Origin of the sequence: Roseibium aggregatum, from assembly GCF_014692675.1 — a bacterium.
Lineage (GTDB): Bacteria > Pseudomonadota > Alphaproteobacteria > Rhizobiales > Stappiaceae > Roseibium > Roseibium aggregatum_C.
In genome coordinates this window covers 36,339-55,316 of record NZ_JABFCZ010000031.1, presented here as the reverse complement: position 1 = coordinate 55,316, position 18,978 = coordinate 36,339, and the positions used below count along the sequence as shown (strand labels likewise).

Genomic DNA, 18,978 nt, shown 5'->3' with positions numbered 1-18,978 from the left:
ACCCCGTCAGGTTCGCATTGTCGGCAAACGGAGAGCCTTTTCGGCCCCTTTGCCTTTGCCGGACCGTTCTATCCGTCCAATCCGTATAGCGAATGGAGAGTCCTGACTGCAAGTTCCGTATAGGCAGAATCGATCAGAACGGAGATCTTGATTTCCGATGTGGTAATGGCGCGGATGTTGATGCCCTTTTCCGCAAGCGCGCGGAAACACTGGGCGGCGATGCCCGCATGGGACCGCATGCCGATGCCGATCACCGACACCTTGACCACATCCGTCGCGCCTTCCAGATTCTGGAAACCGATGACCTGGCGGTTATCTTCCAGAACCTTGATCGCGCGCTGGTAATCGGTTTCCGGCACGGTGAAGGTGATGTCCGTCGTCTTGCCGTCCGGCGAGATGTTCTGGACGATCATGTCGACGTTGATATGTGCGTCGGCCAGAGGACCGAAGACCGAATGGGCCACGCCCGGCTTGTCGGCCACGTCGCGAATCGAAATCTGGGCTTCGTCTTTGGCAAAAGCGATGCCGGTCACAACTTGCTGTTCCACGAGTTCGTCCTCGTCGCAAATAAGGGTTCCAGGGGGAAGATTGCCGACACCGATCTGCGGCGCATCCGGGTCGTCGAAGCTGGAGCGCACGAAAGTGCCCACGCCATGAACCATGGCCATCTCGACCGAACGGACCTGCAGAACCTTTGCACCGAGCGATGCCATTTCCAGCATCTCCTCGAAGGAGATCCGGTCGAGGCGCTTCGCCTTGGGCACGATACGCGGATCGGTCGTATAGACCCCGTCGACATCGGTATAGATATCACAGCGGTCCGCCTTGATCGCGGCGGCAATCGCCACCGCGCTGGTATCGGAGCCGCCCCGGCCGAGCGTGGAAATCCGGTTATCCGGGGAAATCCCCTGGAAACCGGCGCAAACCGCAACCTGGCCCTGGGAAATCCGCTCGATCAGCAGGCTGCCGTCGATATCCGTGATCCGGGCCGCCCCGTGGCTCGCGTCGGTCTTGATCGGGATTTGCCAGCCCTGCCAGGAGCGGGCGTTGACTCCCATATCCTGAAGCACGATTGCCAGCAGCCCCGAGGTCACTTGTTCGCCCGAAGCGACGACGGCATCATACTCTCGGGCATCGTGGAGCGAAGAAGCCGCGCGGCAAAAATCCACCAGCTTGTTGGTCTGGCCGGCCATGGCGGAGACGACCACCGCCACCTCATGGCCTGCGTCGACTTCGCGTTTCACATGTCGGGCCACATTTCGGATGCGGTCCAGGTCGGCGACGGATGTGCCGCCAAATTTCATTACCAGTCGCGCCATTGTGGTCGTAGTCTTTTCATGAAAGGAACGAGAGCGCTGACCGCGCCCGGCGGATCGGGCGACACACATACAGGCACAGGTCATTCGCCGCAACAGGGCGTCTTGACAAAACGCCACCGAGCTTCAAGTTCTCGGCGATATATTAAGACATTCAGGCAGCGCCCTGAGGAAAGGTACCGACATGAGTGACGCGACCGCCCAAAGCGCCGGCACCGTCGACGATGCAGAGGTTGCCCGTTTTTCGGCCATGGCGGCCGACTGGTGGGACCCGACCGGCAAGTTCCGTCCCCTGCACAAGTTCAGTCCGGTTCGCCTCGCCTATATCAAGGAAACCGTCTGCGAAAAATTCGGCCGGGATCCGAAGTCTCCCGAGGCCTTCAAGGGCCTGCGCTTCCTCGACATCGGTTGCGGCGGCGGCCTCCTGAGCGAACCCATGGCGCGCCTTGGGGCCGATGTGGTCGGCGCCGATCCCTCCACCACGAACATCGAAGTCGCGAAGCTGCACATGCAGAGTTCCGGGCTTGAGATCGACTATCGGGCCCAGACCGCCGAAGAGCTTGCAGCCGCGGGCGAAACCTTCGATGTCGTCCTGAACATGGAAGTGGTCGAGCATGTCGCGGATGCCCCGCTGTTCCTCAACGAAACCGCGAAAATGGTCCGCCCGGGCGGCCTGATGTTCGTTGCGACCATCAATCGCACGCTGAAAGCCTACGGCCTTGCGATCATCGGCGCCGAATATGTCCTGCGCTGGCTGCCGAAAGGAACGCACAGATTTGAAAAGCTGGTGCGGCCCGAGGAAATCGAAGCGCCGCTCAATGCGGCGGGCATGCGCATCATCGACCGGTGCGGCGTCAGCTACAACCCGCTCGCCGACACCTGGAACCGGTCCCGGGACATGGATGTGAACTACATGCTTCTGGCCGAACGGCCGGAAACCTGAAATCCGAAGACTGAAACCTGATCCGGATATTTTCAGCCGAAGAGCGAACGCAATATGGAACCGATCGTTTTTGTGCCGGGATTGCTGTGCACCGAACTTCTCTACACGCCGCAGATCGTCGCCTTCGCGGACCGGCCGTTGATGATCGCCGATCACCGGCAGCACGACACCATTCCGGAGATCGCGGCCAGCATTCTGGAAAAGGCCCCGGAGAAATTCTCCCTCGCGGGACTTTCCATGGGTGGCTACATCGCCATGGAAATCATGCGGATCGCCCCCGAACGGGTAAGCCGGCTGGCCCTGCTCGACACCAATGCGCGCGCGGATACGCCGGAACAGACCGAACGGCGCGAGTTCCTGATCGATCTGACCCGGAAAAAAGACTTCAAGAAGGTCCCCCACCTGCTTTATCCGGGGTTTGTTCATGCAAGCCGCGAATACGACGAAGAGCTGAAGGCCATCGTGGTCGAAATGGCCATGGAGACCGGGCCTGAAGCCTTCATCCGGCAGCAGACGGCCCTGATCCGGCGCGATGACTCACGGCCCACACTTCACGAGATCGAATGCCCGACGCTGGTCCTGGTCGGCGAGGGCGATACCCTGACGCCGCCCGACCTCGCCCGAGAGATTCACGGCCTGATCCCGAACAGCCGGCTGGCGGTCATTGCAGGCTCGGGCCATCTGTCGACCCTGGAAGAGCCCGCGGCCGTGACCGCGGAACTGACGCGCTGGCTCTCGGAATGACGCTGGAGCGTGTCGCTCCAGGCAATCAGCTCATGCGGACATAGGTGCCAGGCGCATCGCAGACGACCGGATAGCCTTTTTCCGCGTTCCCCATGGGAGGCAGGTCGCCCGGTTTGCCGGAACGGTGATTGAGCCAGTCGGACCAGGCCTCCCACCAGGAGCCTTCGCACATGTCCGCGCGTTCCTTCCAGCCGTCGGCATCGAGATAGCCGTCGTGTTCGGGCGTGGTCATGATCCGGTAATGGCGGTGCTTGTGCCCCGGTTCGCTGACGATCCCGGCATTGTGCCCGCCGGCAGTCAGCACGAACGTCACTTCCGTATCCGCCAGATGAACGATCTTGTAGACGGAATGCCAGGGCGCCACATGGTCGTGCTCCGTCCCGACGGCAAAGATCGGCACCTGGATGTCCTCGACCGAAACCGGCTGGCCGTCCACCTCGTATCGTCCTTCGGCAAAGTCATTGTGCAGGAACAGTTCGGTCAGATACTGCGAATGCATCTTGTAGGGCATGCGCGTTCCGTCCGCGTTCCACGCCATCAGATCGAACATGGGCGCGCGCTCGCCCATGAGATATTCGCGCACGCCCTTCGACCAGATGAGATCATTGGACCTGAGCAGCTGGAACGCGCCTGACATCTGGTTGGTGTCCAGGAAGCCCTGTTCCCACATCATGTCTTCCAGGAACGAGACTTCGCTTTCATCGATGAACAGGGTCAGCTCGCCGGCCTCGGTGAAGTCGGTCTGGGCCGCGAACATGGACATGCTTGCCACATGATGCCCGCCGTTGTGCATCATGCCGGCAACAGCGATGGAAAGCAGCGTGCCGCCCAGACAGTAGCCTGCCATATGGGCCTTGTCCGCGCCGGTGATGGCAAGTGCTGCATCCAGGGCCGCCTTGACCCCGAGCTTGCGGTAATCCTCCATGCCCAGGTCCCGGTCTTCCCGGCCCGGGTTTTTCCAGGAAATCATGAAGACGGTGTAGCCCTCGCTCAACAGATACCGCACCAGCGAGTTCTGCTCCGACAGGTCGAGGATGTAATATTTCATGATCCAGGCGGGCACGATCACGACCGGTTCCGGCCGGACCTTGTCCGTTGTCGGCGTATACTGGATCAGTTCGATCAAGCGGTTCCGGAAGACAACCTTGCCCGGTGTGTTCGCCAGATTCCCGCCGACCTCGAAATCCTCGAGGCCCGCCGGCGGCAGATGCCGGCTCTGCCGGTCCATGTCCTCGATGAAGTAATGCGCCCCGCGGAAAAGATTGATCCCCGCATCCTGTACCGTCTTCTCGATGACCTCCGGGTTGGTCCAGAAGAAATTGGAAGGCGAATAGAAGTCGAGGATCTGGCGGGTCGTGAAATCGACCACCTTCTCGTGATGGGCCGTCACCCCGCGCACACCGGTCATGGCGTTATACCACCACTGCTGACCGAGCAGGAAACTCTGGGAATAGAGGCTGAAGGGAAACTTCTCCCAGCCCGGATGATCGAAGCGGTGGTCCTGCGGCAAGGGTTCTATGCAACGTTCGCCGTTGCCGCGGGTCGCGCAGCAAGCCGCCCAGAACCGGGCCAGCCGTTGCCACTTGGTCCAGGCCTTTTCGGCAAGCCGACCCTGCTTGCCGGGCGACATGGCCAGATGAAGCGCCCAGTCCATATAGGCGCTCCACAGGGCGGCCGGCGATATTCCAAGCGTGGTCCGGGCGATCGTTGCCCGCGTCGCCCGGTCCATCAGTTCCGCGAATGCGGTCACCGAATAGCTGTCCTCAAGGGCATCAAGATCGCGTTCGATATCCAGCGGGAAAGGTTCGCTTGCAGGCGTGTCGCTGTCCCGCTTCCGGGACACGGACTTCGGCTTGTCGGGTGTTACGGGCATCGCGCCCTCCGTACCTCGGGTTTCGGCCAGGGAAATATTGGCATCTGAAGCGCGAAATTTCCCTTAAAATCGTCACAACTCTATGACGTAGATCAATTAGGGTGCATTGCAATAATGTTAATTGCTTGGCAATGTTAAAAGCCGGCTAACGACAAGGCTCGATTGGAGCCGCAGCCGCAGGCATCCTTGAGTTCATTCGCTTCAACAGCAAAGGGGAACGTCATGTCGGGAAAGACCACCACAACACCGTTCGACATCACCAGGATGATGATGCCCGCGTTTTCGAACTGGGCCTTTGCGGAGCGGGAAGACAGGCTTGAGGAGAAGACCTTCGAAGGCTTCCAGCACGCCCACCGTACGGTCTGGGACCAGGCGGAAAAGGCGTTTGACGATCACATGAATTTCGTCAGCCACCGGCTGCATGAGGATTTCGAATGCGCCAAGGCATTGGGCGAATGCACGATGCCCGACCAGGCCTTTGCTACCCTGCAGACCTTCTACACGAAAATGGCCGACGAATATCAGAGCCATTTCAAGAAGCAGTTCGAACTGCTTCAGAACGGCCTGAACGAAAGCATGGCAACCGCGGAAGAACTGGGCGAAACTGCTCTCGAAACCGCATCCGAACTGGCCCATGCCGCGGAAGAAAGCGCTCAGGAAGCTACCAAGCCGGTTTCCCGCAAGAAGACCCCGGCCAGCAAGAGTTGAAGCCCGCCTTCATCGTTAAGACAGGAAGGGATTGGCCTTTCAAGGCCTTTCCCACACGGGTGAGTGGCGCCTAGTTCTTTTCGTCCGGCAGGACGGGAAGCGGAAGGATATCGATCCCTTCATCGAGTAACGCCTTGGCTTCTTCGGGGCTCGATTCCCCGTAGATATTGCGCTCTTCCGTTTCGCCGTAATGCATGCGGCGGGCTTCTTCGGGAAAATCCTTGCCGACATAATCGGACGCCTCGACCATGCGTTTGCGCAAGGTCCTGAGCGCCTCGATCATCTCTTTCTGGCGCACGTCCTGAGGCATGAGCGCGGCCTGCTGAATGACCTGCGCGTCGGCGCTTTCGACCGCAGCAGCCGGCGCCGGGACGTCTGCGCCGGGAACGGCTTGCGTGTGCCCGGTCTGCTGGCTTTCGGCCGAGGCCTGTTTCGCCCGTGACGTGGAAACCGCCGGCGCCATCAGTTTTTTCCGTATGTCGGTCGACCCGCAGACCGGGCAGGAAATCAGCCCTTTGGCACTCTGGGTCGAAAAATCATCCGAATTCCGGAACCATCCTTCGAAATCATGCGTAAAGTCGCAGGTCAGCGCGTAACGGATCAATTCATCGCCTCCTGAACCTGCCGGACGATTTCGACCGAGAACGTCCGCTCATTGGCGATCGCCGGGATACGCTGGCGCGCCTTGCGGGTTTCCTCCGGCTTGATGACGGCCGTCACGAAGCCCGGCTCGTCGTGATCGAGTTCGCCGACCACGACACCCCAGGGATCGACAATCAGGCTGTGACCGTAGGTCTCCCGTCCGTCTTCATGGCGCCCGCCCTGGGCGGCCGAAATCACATATGCCCCGTTCTCGATGGCGCGGGCGCGTTGCAGCACGTGCCAATGGGCCTCGCCGGTCTGGCGGGTAAAGGCGGCCGGAGCCGTCAGGACCTCCACGCCCTGGCGGGCCTGCTCGCGGAAGATCGCGGGAAACCGTACGTCATAACAGATCGCCAGCCCCAGACGGGCCCAGGGCAGGTCGGTTATCACTGTTTTGGTGCCCGGCTCATAGGTCGCGGACTCGCGCCAGCTCTCGCCGTTGGGCAGGTCGACGTCGAACATGTGGATCTTGCTGTAGCGGGCAGCCACGCCCCCCTCCGGCGACAGGAGAAATCCCCGGTTCGCAACCTTGTCACCGAAACGGACCGCAAGCGACCCGATTTGGATCCAGACGCCGAGGTCCTTCGCCAGCTTGCCAAGATGCAGCAGGGTCGGGTCATCGTCCTCGAAAGTGATGCGCTCCAGCAGCTCGTCCCGGCTGCGCACCAGCACATTGGTCATTTCCGGTGTCTGGATGAAACGGGCGCCGGCCGCAGCCGCCTGACGGATCAGGTCCGAGCACAGCTCGATGTTGTCGGCAACGTTTTTCCCGCTGCGCAATTGCACGCATGCTGCAGTGAATTCGTTCATTGCCGGCTCCCGTGTTTCGGTTTCACCCGGCCGCCCCGTCTTCAGGCGGCCAGAAGCGGATCGAGCTTGCCCGCGCGCTCCAGATCGTGCAACTCGTCGCAGCCGCCGACATGGGTCGATCCGATGAAGATCTGCGGAAACGTCGCGCGGCCGTTTGCGCGCTGCACCATTTCCTGCCGGAGAGCGGGGTCGAACGTGGCGTCGAATTCCTGGTAAGCCACGCCCTTTTTCTCCAGCAAACGTTTTGCCGCCGTACAGAATCCGCAAAGCTGGCGCGTGTAGATGACGACTTCGGCCATTGTGTTTCCTTGGGTTTTCGGGCCATTCGCCCGTAAAGTTGCCCCGTTATGTGGATATTTTCAAGCCGAGTACAATTGCGACATCTTACGGTCAAGACAGAACACCCGCCGGATCCGCATTTGCAAACGTCAGGACATCGATACCGGCAGCCCCCGCCGATTTCAGCACCTTGGTACAGGCGGAGACCGTCGCGCCGGTCGTCAGTACATCATCGACGAGAACCACTTGTTTTCCGTAAACAAATTCCTCCAGATCCTCACGAACTCCGAATGCACCGCGCACATTCTGGCGCCTGGCGGCGGCATCGAGCCCCACCTGCTGACGGGTCCGGCGTTTGCGGCGCAGCAATTCAGGCACATAGGTTCCGCCGGACACCCCGGCGACCGCCCGCGCAAGATCGGCGGACTGGTTGAAGCGGCGCTGCCACAGGCGGATGCGGTGCAGCGGCACCGGTACGATCACGCTGTCTTTATCCAGAAATTCCCGGCCCGCGCGGGCCATCCAGCACCCCATCGGACCGGCCAGGTCCCGCCGCCCGGAAAATTTCAGGGCCATCACCATATCCCGCGCCGGACCGGAATAATGGGCAACGGCCCGCGCCCTTTCGAACACCGGCGGATCCGCGATGGCGCGCGGAGACAGGCCGTCCTTGCCGATGTCGTAGGCAAACGGCGTGCCGTAGCGCGCGCACCAGGGCGCCTCCAGAAACGGCATGTCACGCCAGCACTCGGCGCAAAGCCCGCCGGGTTGATCGATCACCGCCGTGCAGGCGAGGCACCGCGGCGGCAATAACAGATCGAGCAAACCACCGGCGGCCCGGCGGCCCCACCGCCCGGTCAATCCGAATAGCCTCTTTCCGGCCACCGTGACTTGCGCCATGGACCAGCCCCCTAAAAATTGCATTCAGCCTATCATGTTTTGACGACGGCGGTCGCATTGCCTATGTCACCTGAAAAATCAGCGCCGGGTAGCCCGGCCGCAAGGACCCGTGAAATCCGATGACCGCTCCCGACATCTTCGACCGCCGGCTTCTCAGGCAGCGCCGCCTCAACGCGCTTCGGAAAAAAGTGGGCGGTGCCGATTTCCTCCTGAAGACCGTTAGCGACGACCTTGGCGACCGGCTGTCGATGATCAGCCGCAACTTCAAAACGGGCATCGATCTGGGCGGCCATACCGGGCATGTCGCCGACATGCTCAGACGCAGCGGCAAGGTCGAATCCGTTTATCGGGGAGACCTTTTCGATCCTGATCCGGCGCTGGATCCGCCCGATTTCGTCTTCGACGATGCGCTCCCGCCGTTGAAGGATGCTTCGGTCGGACTGATCGTCTCCGCGCTTTCCCTGCAGTTCGTCAACGACCTTCCCGGGACCCTGATCCAGATCCGCCGGGCGCTGGAGCCGGACGGCCTGTTTCTGGCAACGCTGCCGGGGTCCGAGACGCTGTTCGAGCTGCGCGACGTGCTGATGCGGGCGGAACTGGAACTTTCCGGCGGCGCGGCTCCCCGTGTCGGGCCGTTTACGGATGTGCGGGAACTCGGCAGCCTGCTTCAGCGGGCGGGCTTCGCCCTGCCCGTCACCGATCTCGACCGGATCACCGTCCGCTACGATACGCTGTTCGACCTGATGAACGACCTGAGGGCGATGGGCGCCGCCTCCGTCTTGCAGGAACGCAGCAGACAGCCCTTGCCGAAACAGGTTTTCTTGAGGGCGGCGGAGCTCTACGCCAGCAGCCACGCGGATGCGGACGGACGGATCAGGGCGACCTTCGCTCTCGTGTCGCTCTCCGGCTGGGCCCCGCACGAGAGCCAGCAGAAACCCCTGAAGCCCGGATCCGCGAAGACGAGCCTTGCCGATGCGCTGAAGGCACAGGAAGGCGATTTGGATAAATAGCCGTATGAGGCCTTACTCGGCCTCGCCGCCGCTCATGCTGGTGGAAATCACGCCGAAGATGTCATCCCGGATCGTGACGCCGATCGACGTCAGGGTGGCGATGATGGCGACGCTGATCATGCCGACGATCATACCGTATTCGACCGTTGTGGCGCCGGTCTCGTCGCGAGCGAAACGTTGCACGGCAGCAGCCATTCCAGGTCTGAAGAAACCGGTTGCCTCTCCTGCAAGCTGCCCAGGTCGCTGCATCAGTGTGCCCTTTCACCACTCGGATCGGGGCAACGTGCCCCTTACATCGACACCAGATCCATGAGATGCGGTATCAGCGGCTCGTCGGCGGGAGGCATGGGATATTCACGGAGTTTGACGGGGCGAACCCATTTAAGGGTCTGGCCTTCCATGGCCCTCGGTGTTCCGTCCCAGCGACGGCACACGTAAAGTGGCATCAACAGATGAAAATCTTCATAAGCGTGGCTCGCAAAGGTCAGGGGTGCGAGGCACGCTTCGTTAACGGTTATGCCGAGTTCTTCGTAAAGTTCTCTGATAAGTGTCTGTTCCGGACGCTCGCCCGTTTCGACCTTTCCGCCCGGAAACTCCCACAATCCGGCCATTGATTTTCCTTCGGGCCGCTGGGCAAGCAGGATACGCCCATCAAGATCGACAAGGGCACAGGCGGCGACCAGGACAATACGGCTCATGAAATGAATGTTCCACTGTCTGACAGACGGCTTACGGACGGTTTACCCTGTTTCGCAACACTTCTTAATCGCAGTCGCGGGCGGGTTTTGCCGTCCTCCCGCCGTCAGCTTCGGTAATCGCCGTTGATGGCGACATATTCCTTGGTGAGGTCGCAGGTCCACACCCGGGCGCAGCCGTTGCCGAGACCCAGATTGACGCGAATGACGATTTCCTCTTCCTTCATAACCGCACTTGCGGCGGCTTCGGAATAGTCCGGATCGCGTTCTCCCTCCACGGCGACGCGCACGTCGCCGAACCAGATGGCAAGCCGGTCCCGGTCCGCAGGTTCGCCGGCCTTTCCGACCGCCATGACCACACGGCCCCAGTTCGCGTCCTCACCGGCAATCGCAGTCTTCACCAGAGGCGAATTGGCGATCGACATCGCAATCACCTTGGCCGAGGTATCACTCTCGGCGCCTTCCACCTGGATCTCGACGAACTTCCGCGCGCCTTCCCCGTCCCGCACGATCTGCTGCGACAGGTTGACCATCACGTCGGCGAGCGCGGCCCGCACCGTGGCCACGCGCGGATCGCTGAGGGACGAAATCGGCTCGATGCCCCGCTTTGCGGCCGCGCCGGTCGCAAACAAAAGCACCGTGTCGGAGGTCGACGTGTCGCTGTCGACGGTGAGGGAATTGAAGCTGCCGTCGACCTCGCCGGAGAGCATGGCCTGGAGCACATCGGCGGAAATCGCCGCATCGGTGAAGATGAACGACAGCATGGTCGCCATGTCCGGGGCGATCATCCCGGCCCCCTTGGCCATGCCGTTGATGGTCACCGTTTCGCCGTCGAGATCCACCGAGGCGGTGGCCACCTTCGGATAGGTGTCGGTGGTCATGATCGCCCTCGCGGCATCGATCCATGCGGCCGGCTTTTCCATCGCCGCAAGGCCGTCGATCACCGCCTCGAATTTCTCGGCCGCAAGCGGCTCGCCGATGACGCCCGTCGACGCCAGGAAGATTTCCTCAGGCTTGCAGTCCAGCGCCCTTGCGGCGATCCGGGCGGACAGTTCCACCGCCGCCTTGCCCTTCTTGCCGGTAAAGGCATTGGCATTTCCGGAATTGACCATGAGGCCCCGGGCGCGTCCCGCCTTCAGGATGGACTTGCACCAGTCCACCGGAGCCGACGAACAGCGCGATTTGGTAAAGACGCCGGCGACGGTCGTTCCCTCGTCGATCCTGGCCAGCAGGACGTCGGTCCGGCCCTTGTACTTGATGCCCGCTTCGGCCGTCGCAAACCGGACACCGTCGATTTCCGGCATGTCCGGATAGGATTTGGGGGCAAGGGGAGAAACTGACGCGGCCATCGGCCAAACTCCTGCAGCACGTGGGATCAAGAAAAAGAAAACCGCTCCGGTTCAGGCTCTTATGCCTGTGCCGGAGCGGTCTCGTCCAGTGGGTTTAAACGCAAACAGCGTGTTTGGTCGCAAATGCGCTTATTTTGCTTCCTGCTGCTTGGCGAGCGTCGGATCGAGGATCTCGACCGGCGTTTCCGCCTTCAGTTCCTCCATGACCTTGTCGTAGCGCGCACGGATCAGCTCCTGGCGCAGTTTTGCGGCAACGTCCTCAAATTTCGGCTTTTCCTGAGGGCGCTTGTCCTCGACCTTGATCACGTGCCAGCCGAACTGGGTCTGAACAGGCTCCTTGGTGAAGCTGCCCTTTTCCAGGGCGAAAGCGGCCTTTTCGAAATCCGGCACCATCTGCCCCTTGGCGAAATATCCGAGATCGCCGCCGTTGGGTCCGGACGGGCCCGTCGACTTTTCCTTGGCCAGTTCGGCGAAATCGGCGCCGTCTTCCAGCTGCTTGATGATCGCTTCGGCTTCCGCCTTGTCCTTGACGAGGATATGGCGCGCGCTGATTTCCTCGCCCTTGAAGTCGGCGTATTTCTTCTCGTAGGCCGCTTTCAGATCGTCGGCGGAGATTTCGCTGTCGATCTTGTCCTTCAGATAGGCGTTGCGCAGCACCTTGAGGGTCAGGAAATTCATCTGCCGCTTGACGTCGTCGCTCTGGTCGAGGCCGTCTTTCTTGGCCGCCTGGGCGAACAGTTCCATGTCGACGAGGACATCGAGCAGGATGGAACGCCACTGCGTCGGCGGAAACTTCTGAAGATCGTTACCGATGTCCTGAGCGGCGAAGGCGAGATCGGCCTCTGTGATCTCCGCATCGCCGACCTTTGCGACGACATCGCCCGGCTCTGCCGCACGAACGGCCGTACTACCCAGCGTCAGTGCGATCACCGGCACGAGAAGCGACCGAGCGGACCGGCGCATGGAAAAATGGAACATTTGGTGTCCTTTACAATTCGGAACTGAATTTACTAACACCCTACCTGGCGCCCTACCCGGCAGGTGGATGCAACTTTGCTGAAACCAGCGGCGTTGACAAGCATCAGGGCCCCTCTTATCTGTCGTGCGTCCTTGCCATCGGCTTCGGACACGACCTTCGCCGCGAGTTTTCTGCTTGTGCGCTGGCACAATCAGGAGAAAGTGGACAGCAATTGAGACGATTTCATGGGCTGGCGCCTGACACTGTCTATTGGTCGCCGCCCGACAGGGGAAGGACCGCCACATGGCTGGCCTTGGCGCTTTAGCACGTAAGATTTTCGGTTCCGCCAATGACCGCAAAGTAAAATCATTCCGGGGAACAGTTGACCAGATCAACGCACTTGAACCGGAAATACAGGCTCTTTCGGACGATGAGTTGCGCGCCCGAACCGACCAGTTCCGCGAGCAGTACAAGAACGGGACGTCCCTCGACGACCTCCTGGTTCCCGCCTTCGCAACGGTCCGCGAGGCCGCAAGGCGGGCGCTCGGGCAACGCCATTACGACGTCCAGCTGATCGGCGGCATGGTCCTGAATTCGGGACGGATCGCCGAAATGCGGACCGGTGAAGGCAAGACCCTTGTGGCAACCGCGCCGGTCTATCTGAACGCCCTGACCGGCCGCGGCGTCCATGTCGTCACCGTCAACGACTACCTGGCCCAGCGCGACAGCGACTGGATGGGTCAGGTCTACCGCTTTCTCGGCCTCTCCGTCGGCTGCATCACCCACGGCCTGTCCGATGAGGAGCGCCGCGCCGCCTATGCCGCGGATGTGACCTACGGCACCAACAACGAATTCGGCTTCGACTACCTGCGCGACAACATGAAGCACGAGCGCGAGTCGATGGTTCAGCGCGAACACGCCTACGCGATCGTCGACGAAGTGGACTCCATCCTGATCGACGAGGCGCGAACCCCGCTGATCATTTCCGGCCCGCTCGAAGATCGTTCGGACTTCTACAACACCGTCGATGCCTTCATTCCGCACCTGACGGAAGAAGATTACGAAATCGACGAAAAGCAGCGGTCGACCAACTTTACCGAGGCCGGTAACGAAAAGCTGGAAAACCTGCTCAGCGAAGCCGGCCTCCTGAAGGGCGACTCGCTCTACGATGTCGAAAACGTCGCCGTCGTGCACCACCTGCAGCAGGCCCTGAAGGCCCACAAGCTGTTCCAGCGCGACAAGGATTACATCGTCCGCAACGGCGAAGTGGTCATCATCGACGAATTCACCGGCCGCATGATGCCCGGCCGCCGGTTCTCCGAAGGCCTGCACCAGGCACTCGAGGCCCGCGAAAAGGTTCGCATCCAGCCGGAAAACCAGACGCTCGCTTCCATTACCTTCCAGAACTACTTCCGCATGTACGACAAGCTGGCGGGCATGACCGGTACGGCCTGGACCGAAGCGGACGAGTTCATGGACATCTACGGGCTTGACGTGGTCGAGATCCCGACCAACCTGCCGGTGTCGCGTGTCGACGACGACGACGAGGTCTATCGGACGGTCGAGGAGAAATACCAGGCGATCGTCAAGCTGATCGACGACTGCAAGGAACGCGGCCAGCCGATCCTGGTCGGCACCACCTCGATCGAGAAATCCGAATATCTGGCGGAGCTTCTCAAGAAGCACGGCTACAAGCAGATCGACGTGACCGACCCCCAGGGCTTCGCCCCGCTCTATGACGGCTCGGCGAAGGAGAAGATCTTCGCAGTCCTGAATGCCCGCTATCACGAGCAGGAAGCCTTTATCATCTCCCAGGCGGGTCTGCCGGGCGCAGTAACGATCGCAACCAATATGGCCGGCCGCGGCACCGACATTCAGCTCGGCGGCAACTCCGACATGCGCATTGAACGCGAACTCGCCGACGTTCCTGAAGGCGAAGAGCGCGACGCCAGGATCGCGGCCATTCGTAGCGAGGTCGAAGCCCTCAAGCAAAAGGCCCTTGCAGCAGGCGGCCTCTACGTGATCGGCACCGAGCGGCACGAGAGCCGCCGGATCGACAACCAGCTGCGCGGCCGTTCCGGCCGTCAGGGCGACCCCGGCCACTCCAAGTTCTTCCTGTCGCTGCAGGACGACCTGATGCGCATCTTCGGTTCCGAGCGGATGGATTCCATGCTGCAGAAGCTCGGACTGGAAGAAGGCGAGGCCATTATCCATCCGTGGATCAACAAGGCCCTTGAAAAGGCCCAGCAGAAGGTCGAGGCGCGCAACTTCGACATCCGCAAGAACCTGCTCAAGTACGACGACGTGATGAACGACCAGCGTAAGGTGGTCTTCGAGCAGCGCGTCGAACTCATGGACGGCGAGGCCATCCAGGAAGCCGTGACCGATATGCGTCACGATGTGATCGAAGACCTTGTCGCCCGCCATATCCCCGAGCGTGCCTATCCGGAGCAATGGGATACGGAAGGCCTGCAGGAAGAGGTCCGCAATACCCTCAACATGGACCTGCCGATCAAGGACTGGGCCGCAGAGGAAGGCATCGCCGACGAAGAGGTCAAGGAACGCCTGCGCCGCGCCGCGGACGAGGCCATGGCGCAGAAGGTCGCCCGGTACGGCCCCGCCATCATGCGCCAGGTGGAAAAAGCCTTCCTGCTGCAGACCTTCGATCACCTGTGGCGCGATCACCTGTCGAACCTCGACCACCTGCGATCGGTTATCGGCTTCCGCGGTTACGCCCAGCGCGATCCGCTGCAGGAATACAAGACCGAAGCCTTCACCCTGTTTGAGACCATGCTGTCCCAGCTCCGCCAGATGACCACCGCGCAGCTGATGCGGGTGGAACTGGTTCAGGAACAGGCGCCCGCTTTCGCGGAAGAGGAACTGCCGGAAATGCACGCCCACCACGTCGATGCGACGACCGGTATGGACGAACTGGCACTGGCCGATGCCCAGCTGGCCGCGCCGGCCCCAGGCGGAGCGCGCAACCCCGAGGACCCGTCCACATGGGGCAAGGTCGGCCGCAACGAGGCCTGTCCCTGCGGGTCCGGCAAGAAATACAAGCACTGCCACGGTGCCCTGACCTGACCGGCACCCGACAGATCAAGGATCATCAAGCCGCCGTCCGAATCCATTCGGATGGCGGTTTTTTTGTCGAAACCTGCCCGTAATTCGGTCCACACCGCTCAAATATGCCGCTTGATGAAACTACCTGCGCGCATTACGCTGAGTTAAGGAAATGTAAAGCCGGACAGGCAAGCTCAAGACGGCAGGAAATCCGCGAGACAAGGCCGTTGACGGGATGAACTGACGATCCGGCGCTGCGGGCAAAGGGCCATCGGATATGCCTAAATTCCATATCGAGATCATCAAGCCGTCCCACTACGACAATGACGGCTATGTTCTGCAGTGGTGGAAGGCATGGATCCCTTCCAACTCGATGGCCTGCCTCTACGCGATTGCGCAGGACAGCGCCGACCGCAAGGTCCTGGGCGAGGATGTCGACATTGTCGTCAACGCCTATGACGAAATGACCATGCGCCTTCCGCTCGACCGGATCGTCCGCACCATCAAGGCCAATGACAACAAGGGGATCGTCTGCCTCGTCGGCGTTCAGTCCAACCAGTACCCCCGCGCCATGGATATCGCCCGGAAACTGCGAGCCCAAGGCATAACCGTCGCCATCGGCGGTTTCCACGTGTCCGGCTGCATTTCCATGCTGAAGGATCTTCCCAAAGACCTTCAGGACGCCCTCGACCTGGGCGTGACGCTCTTTGCCGGCGAGGTGGAGGAATGTTTCGACGACTTCCTCACGGAGGCCTACGAGGGCAGCCTTAAGCCGGTCTACAACAAGATGAACGACCTGCCGGCCCTGCAGCATCAGGTGGCGCCGATCCTGCCGGAGAGCATCGTCCGCAAGTACGACGGCAAGACGTCTTCCTTCGACGCCGGACGGGGCTGCCCGTTCCAGTGTTCCTTCTGCACCATCATCAACGTGCAGGGCCGGAAGTCGCGCTGGCGGGATGCGGATGACATCGAAACCCTGATCCGCGCCAACCACGCCCAGGGCATCCATTCGTTCTTCATCACCGACGACAATTTCGCCCGCAACAAGAACTGGGAACCGATCTTCGACCGCATAATCGAGTTGCGCGAAAAGGAACGCATCAATATCCGCTTCCTGATCCAGGTCGACACGCTCGCCCACCGCCTGCCGAATTTCATCGAAAAGGCGGCAAAGGCCGGCTGCACCAATGTCTTCATCGGCCTGGAGAGCATCAACCCGGAAAACCTGGCCCACATGAAGAAGGGCCAGAACCGGATCACCGAATACCGCAAGATGTTCCAGATGTGGAAGGAGCACGGCATCATGACCTATGCCGGCTTCATCATGGGACTGCCGAACGACACGCCCGACAGCATCCGGCGCGACATCGAACTGATCAAGCGGGAACTGCCGGTCGACGTTCTCGAATTCACCATGCTCACCCCGCTGCCCGGCTCCGAGGACCACAAGGTGCTTTACGAAAAAGGCACCTGGCTCGATCCCGATCTCAACCGCTACGACCTGGAACACGCCACCATCGAGCACCCGAAAATGAGCAAGGAGGTCTGGCAGCAGACCTACGAAGATATCTGGGACTGGTATTACACGGACGAGCATATCGAGACCCTGATGCGCCGGAACATGGCCTATGGCATCAAGCCGGTCCGCGTCTGGCGCATGTGCCTGCAGATCTATGGTGCCATGCATTTCGAGGGCGTCCATCCGCAGCAGTGCGGCTATCTCCGCCTGAAGGACCCGGAACAGCGCCGTCCGGGCTTCAAGCGGATCCCGTCGGTCCTGTTCTATCCGGTCTTTGCCGTCGACAGCCTGATCAAATATGTGAAATTCGGCGCCTATGCCTGGAAGCTCAACCGCATGCGCATGCGGATCCAGAAGGACAAGAGCAACCGGAATTACACCGATCTCGCCATCAAGCCGGTCGTCGAGGGCGAGGAGGAAAGCCTGGAGATGTTCGAACTGAACGACGCCTCCCGCGCCGCCGTTGCCAAGGCCAAGAAGCAAAAACAAATCCTCCAGGGCTCCCGCTCGAAGGACGAAGCCCCGCTGGACGCCGCGCAATAGGCCATCTGGAAGGGGCATAGAGGTCTAAACCGACACCCTGCCTGCATCGAAACCGGCGCCGTTTAACGGTGTCCGGTCTTCCCGTGTGACATTTGCCGAAAACCGGAGTAGGCAGGGCGCATGGGCCGCAAGCCCATACTCGGAGTGGCGGGCGACGACCGGTTTGATGCATGAACGAGATGATTGAAAAAGACAGTACCCCCTATCTGCGCCGACGGGTCGAGGCCCGCCCGGACACCCCGCTCATCAGCATCGTCGTGCCCGTTTTCAACGAAGAAGACGTCATCGATCACTTCCTGACCGACACAAGGGCGGTGCTCGATCCGCTCGGCCTGCCTTACGAATATGTCTTCATCGACGACGGCAGCCGGGACAACACCGCCAATCTGCTATCCGAAAAACTGAATGCCGGCTTGTCCGGCCGGCTTGTCGGCCTGTCGCGCAATTTCGGCAAGGAGGCCGCCCTTTCCGCCGGCCTCGAACACGCAACCGGTGACGTAATCGTCATCATCGATGTCGACTTGCAGGATCCTCCGGATCTGATCCCGCGGATGCTCGACGGCTGGCGCGCCGGCTACGACGTCGTCTATGGCCTCAGGATCGACCGGTCCTCCGACACGCTGATGAAGCGCGGCTCGGCGGATCTGTTCTACCGGCTGTTCAACCGCCTCGCCAATATCGACATGCCCGCCAATGCCGGCGATTTCCGCCTCATCGACCGGGTTGTCGTCGATGCGCTTCTGAAGCTTCCCGAGCGCAATCGCTTCATGAAGGGCCTGTTCGCCTGGGTGGGTTATCCTTCGATGGCCCTTCCCTACGAACGTCCGCCGCGGCGCGCCGGCGAAGGCAAGTGGAACTACTGGAAACTCTGGAACTTCGCCATCGACGGCCTGACCGGCTTCACAACCATGCCGCTCAGGGTCTGGCTCTATGGCGGCGCGCTGGTGGCAACCCTGTCCTTTGCCTATGCGCTTTACCTGGTCATCCGCGTGCTGGTCGAAGGCATCGATGTGCCTGGCTATGCCTCGCTGATGGTCGGCCTCCTGTTCTTTTCCGGCGTCCAGCTCCTGTCCATCGGCATGATCGGCGAATATGTCGCCCGTCTGTTCAACGAAGCCAAGCAGCGCCCGGTCTATCTGGTTCAGGACGTGATCGAGGGCAAAACTCCCAAGAAGAAGAAGGCGCCCTCCAAGTGAACGAGACCGCCCGGAGCAAGGTCGTCGCCGAAGCCGGCATGGCGGGCCGGTTCGCCGTGGTCGGCGCCGTCGCCACGCTGACCCACGCCGGCGTCGCCGTGACCCTCTTGAACTTAAACCTTCTAAACGCCTTCCCTGCCAACATCGTCGGCTTTCTGGTTGCCTTTGCGGTGTCCTTCAGCGGCCACCATTTCTGGAGCTTTGCGGCAACCCATACGCCCGGGCAAACATTCCGGCGCATGGGTCGGTTCTTTCTGCTGGCCATCAGCGGTTTCGCTCTGAATTCCGGCGTGCTCGCCAGTTGGCTCGCGTTCACTCCCTGGCCGGACACACTCGGGATCCTGTTCGCGATCGCGATCGTACCCGCACTCACCTTCCTCGGCGCCCGCTTCTGGGCCTTCTCCGCCCCCCAGCGCAGCTTGTGAGGCAG

18 protein-coding genes are annotated in these 18,978 nt (G+C 61.1%); 8 read left to right on the top strand and 10 right to left on the bottom strand.

Features of this window, described 5'->3' with window-relative positions; genetic code table 11:
• Nucleotides 1–68: 68 nt before the first annotated feature.
• Nucleotides 69–1,319 carry an aspartate kinase gene (locus HK439_RS23150; protein ID WP_190293857.1) on the bottom strand — a complete coding sequence of 417 codons (1,251 nt, stop codon included), beginning with the start codon at nucleotides 1,317–1,319 and terminating at the stop codon, nucleotides 69–71.
• Between the two features lie 181 nt (nucleotides 1,320–1,500).
• Here HK439_RS23150 and ubiG point away from each other — a divergent pair, with 181 nt between their 5' ends.
• Both ubiG and HK439_RS23140 read left to right on the top strand, forming a co-directional pair.
• Nucleotides 1,501–2,259 carry a bifunctional 2-polyprenyl-6-hydroxyphenol methylase/3-demethylubiquinol 3-O-methyltransferase UbiG gene (ubiG, locus tag HK439_RS23145; protein WP_190293856.1) on the top strand — a complete coding sequence of 253 codons (759 nt, stop codon included), beginning with the start codon at nucleotides 1,501–1,503 and terminating at the stop codon, nucleotides 2,257–2,259.
• Nucleotides 2,260–2,313: 54 nt separating this feature from the next.
• Nucleotides 2,314–3,003: an alpha/beta fold hydrolase gene (locus HK439_RS23140; protein WP_190293855.1), complete on the top strand. Its 690-nt coding sequence runs from the start codon at nucleotides 2,314–2,316 to the stop codon at nucleotides 3,001–3,003.
• Nucleotides 3,004–3,028: 25 nt separating this feature from the next.
• On the opposite strand, the gene HK439_RS23135 is transcribed toward HK439_RS23140, so the two are convergent.
• Nucleotides 3,029–4,876 (bottom strand): PHA/PHB synthase family protein, encoded by a 1,848-nt coding sequence (locus tag HK439_RS23135; protein ID WP_190293854.1) that lies wholly within the window; start codon nucleotides 4,874–4,876, stop codon nucleotides 3,029–3,031.
• Nucleotides 4,877–5,098: 222 nt separating this feature from the next.
• On the opposite strand from HK439_RS23135, the gene HK439_RS23130 reads away from it, so the two are divergent.
• Complete coding sequence (locus HK439_RS23130; protein WP_209012022.1) at nucleotides 5,099–5,584, top strand: phasin family protein; 486 nt, start codon at nucleotides 5,099–5,101, stop codon at nucleotides 5,582–5,584.
• A 70-nt stretch (nucleotides 5,585–5,654) separates the two neighbouring features.
• Here HK439_RS23130 and HK439_RS23125 read toward each other — a convergent pair whose 3' ends face one another.
• From HK439_RS23125 to HK439_RS23110, 4 genes are all read right to left on the bottom strand, one after another.
• The gene (locus tag HK439_RS23125) at nucleotides 5,655–6,188 is read right to left on the bottom strand and encodes a DUF1178 family protein (RefSeq protein ID WP_190293853.1); all 534 of its coding nucleotides are present in this window, start codon (nucleotides 6,186–6,188) and stop codon (nucleotides 5,655–5,657) included.
• Entirely contained in the window at nucleotides 6,185–7,036 is an 852-nt protein-coding gene (locus tag HK439_RS23120) for a carbon-nitrogen hydrolase family protein (protein ID WP_190293852.1), read from the bottom strand. The genes HK439_RS23125 and HK439_RS23120 overlap by 4 nt, the downstream gene beginning before the upstream one ends.
• 41 nt (nucleotides 7,037–7,077) lie before the next feature.
• Nucleotides 7,078–7,335 carry a glutaredoxin 3 gene (gene grxC / locus HK439_RS23115; RefSeq protein WP_190293851.1) on the bottom strand — a complete coding sequence of 86 codons (258 nt, stop codon included), beginning with the start codon at nucleotides 7,333–7,335 and terminating at the stop codon, nucleotides 7,078–7,080.
• A gap of 91 nt (nucleotides 7,336–7,426) precedes the next feature.
• Entirely contained in the window at nucleotides 7,427–8,215 is a 789-nt protein-coding gene (locus tag HK439_RS23110; protein ID WP_190293850.1) for a ComF family protein, read from the bottom strand.
• A 119-nt stretch (nucleotides 8,216–8,334) separates the two neighbouring features.
• On the opposite strand from HK439_RS23110, the gene HK439_RS23105 reads away from it, so the two are divergent.
• The gene (locus tag HK439_RS23105) at nucleotides 8,335–9,225 is read left to right on the top strand and encodes a methyltransferase domain-containing protein (RefSeq protein ID WP_190293849.1); all 891 of its coding nucleotides are present in this window, start codon (nucleotides 8,335–8,337) and stop codon (nucleotides 9,223–9,225) included.
• 12 nt (nucleotides 9,226–9,237) lie between these two features.
• Here the strand turns inward: HK439_RS23105 and HK439_RS23100 are convergent, their stop codons facing one another.
• The 4 genes from HK439_RS23100 to HK439_RS23085 form a co-directional block, all read right to left on the bottom strand.
• A complete protein-coding gene (locus HK439_RS23100) occupies nucleotides 9,238–9,408 on the bottom strand; it encodes a Flp family type IVb pilin (RefSeq protein WP_328804225.1) in 171 nt (56 codons plus the stop codon).
• A gap of 107 nt (nucleotides 9,409–9,515) precedes the next feature.
• The gene (gene mutT, locus HK439_RS23095) at nucleotides 9,516–9,923 is read right to left on the bottom strand and encodes an 8-oxo-dGTP diphosphatase MutT (protein WP_190293848.1); all 408 of its coding nucleotides are present in this window, start codon (nucleotides 9,921–9,923) and stop codon (nucleotides 9,516–9,518) included.
• 104 nt (nucleotides 9,924–10,027) lie between these two features.
• Nucleotides 10,028–11,269 (bottom strand): bifunctional glutamate N-acetyltransferase/amino-acid acetyltransferase ArgJ, encoded by a 1,242-nt coding sequence (gene argJ / locus HK439_RS23090; RefSeq protein WP_190293847.1) that lies wholly within the window; start codon nucleotides 11,267–11,269, stop codon nucleotides 10,028–10,030.
• A gap of 129 nt (nucleotides 11,270–11,398) precedes the next feature.
• A complete protein-coding gene (locus tag HK439_RS23085) occupies nucleotides 11,399–12,247 on the bottom strand; it encodes a peptidylprolyl isomerase (RefSeq protein ID WP_209012021.1) in 849 nt (282 codons plus the stop codon).
• Nucleotides 12,248–12,530: 283 nt separating this feature from the next.
• Between HK439_RS23085 and secA the strand changes: the two genes are divergently transcribed.
• The 4 genes from secA to HK439_RS23065 all read left to right on the top strand — a co-directional run bounded on the left by secA (nucleotide 12,531) and on the right by HK439_RS23065 (nucleotide 18,973).
• On the top strand, nucleotides 12,531–15,311 hold the full coding sequence (secA, locus tag HK439_RS23080; RefSeq protein ID WP_190293846.1) for a preprotein translocase subunit SecA: 2,781 nt from the start codon (nucleotides 12,531–12,533) through the stop codon (nucleotides 15,309–15,311).
• Between the two features lie 256 nt (nucleotides 15,312–15,567).
• Nucleotides 15,568–17,352 (top strand): B12-binding domain-containing radical SAM protein, encoded by a 1,785-nt coding sequence (locus HK439_RS23075; protein WP_190293845.1) that lies wholly within the window; start codon nucleotides 15,568–15,570, stop codon nucleotides 17,350–17,352.
• A 170-nt stretch (nucleotides 17,353–17,522) separates the two neighbouring features.
• Nucleotides 17,523–18,548, top strand: a complete 1,026-nt coding sequence (locus HK439_RS23070; RefSeq protein WP_235988075.1) for a glycosyltransferase family 2 protein — start codon at nucleotides 17,523–17,525, stop codon at nucleotides 18,546–18,548.
• Complete coding sequence (locus HK439_RS23065) at nucleotides 18,545–18,973, top strand: GtrA family protein (protein WP_209012020.1); 429 nt, start codon at nucleotides 18,545–18,547, stop codon at nucleotides 18,971–18,973. Before HK439_RS23070 ends, HK439_RS23065 begins: the two co-directional genes overlap by 4 nt.
• Nucleotides 18,974–18,978: the final 5 nt, after the last annotated feature.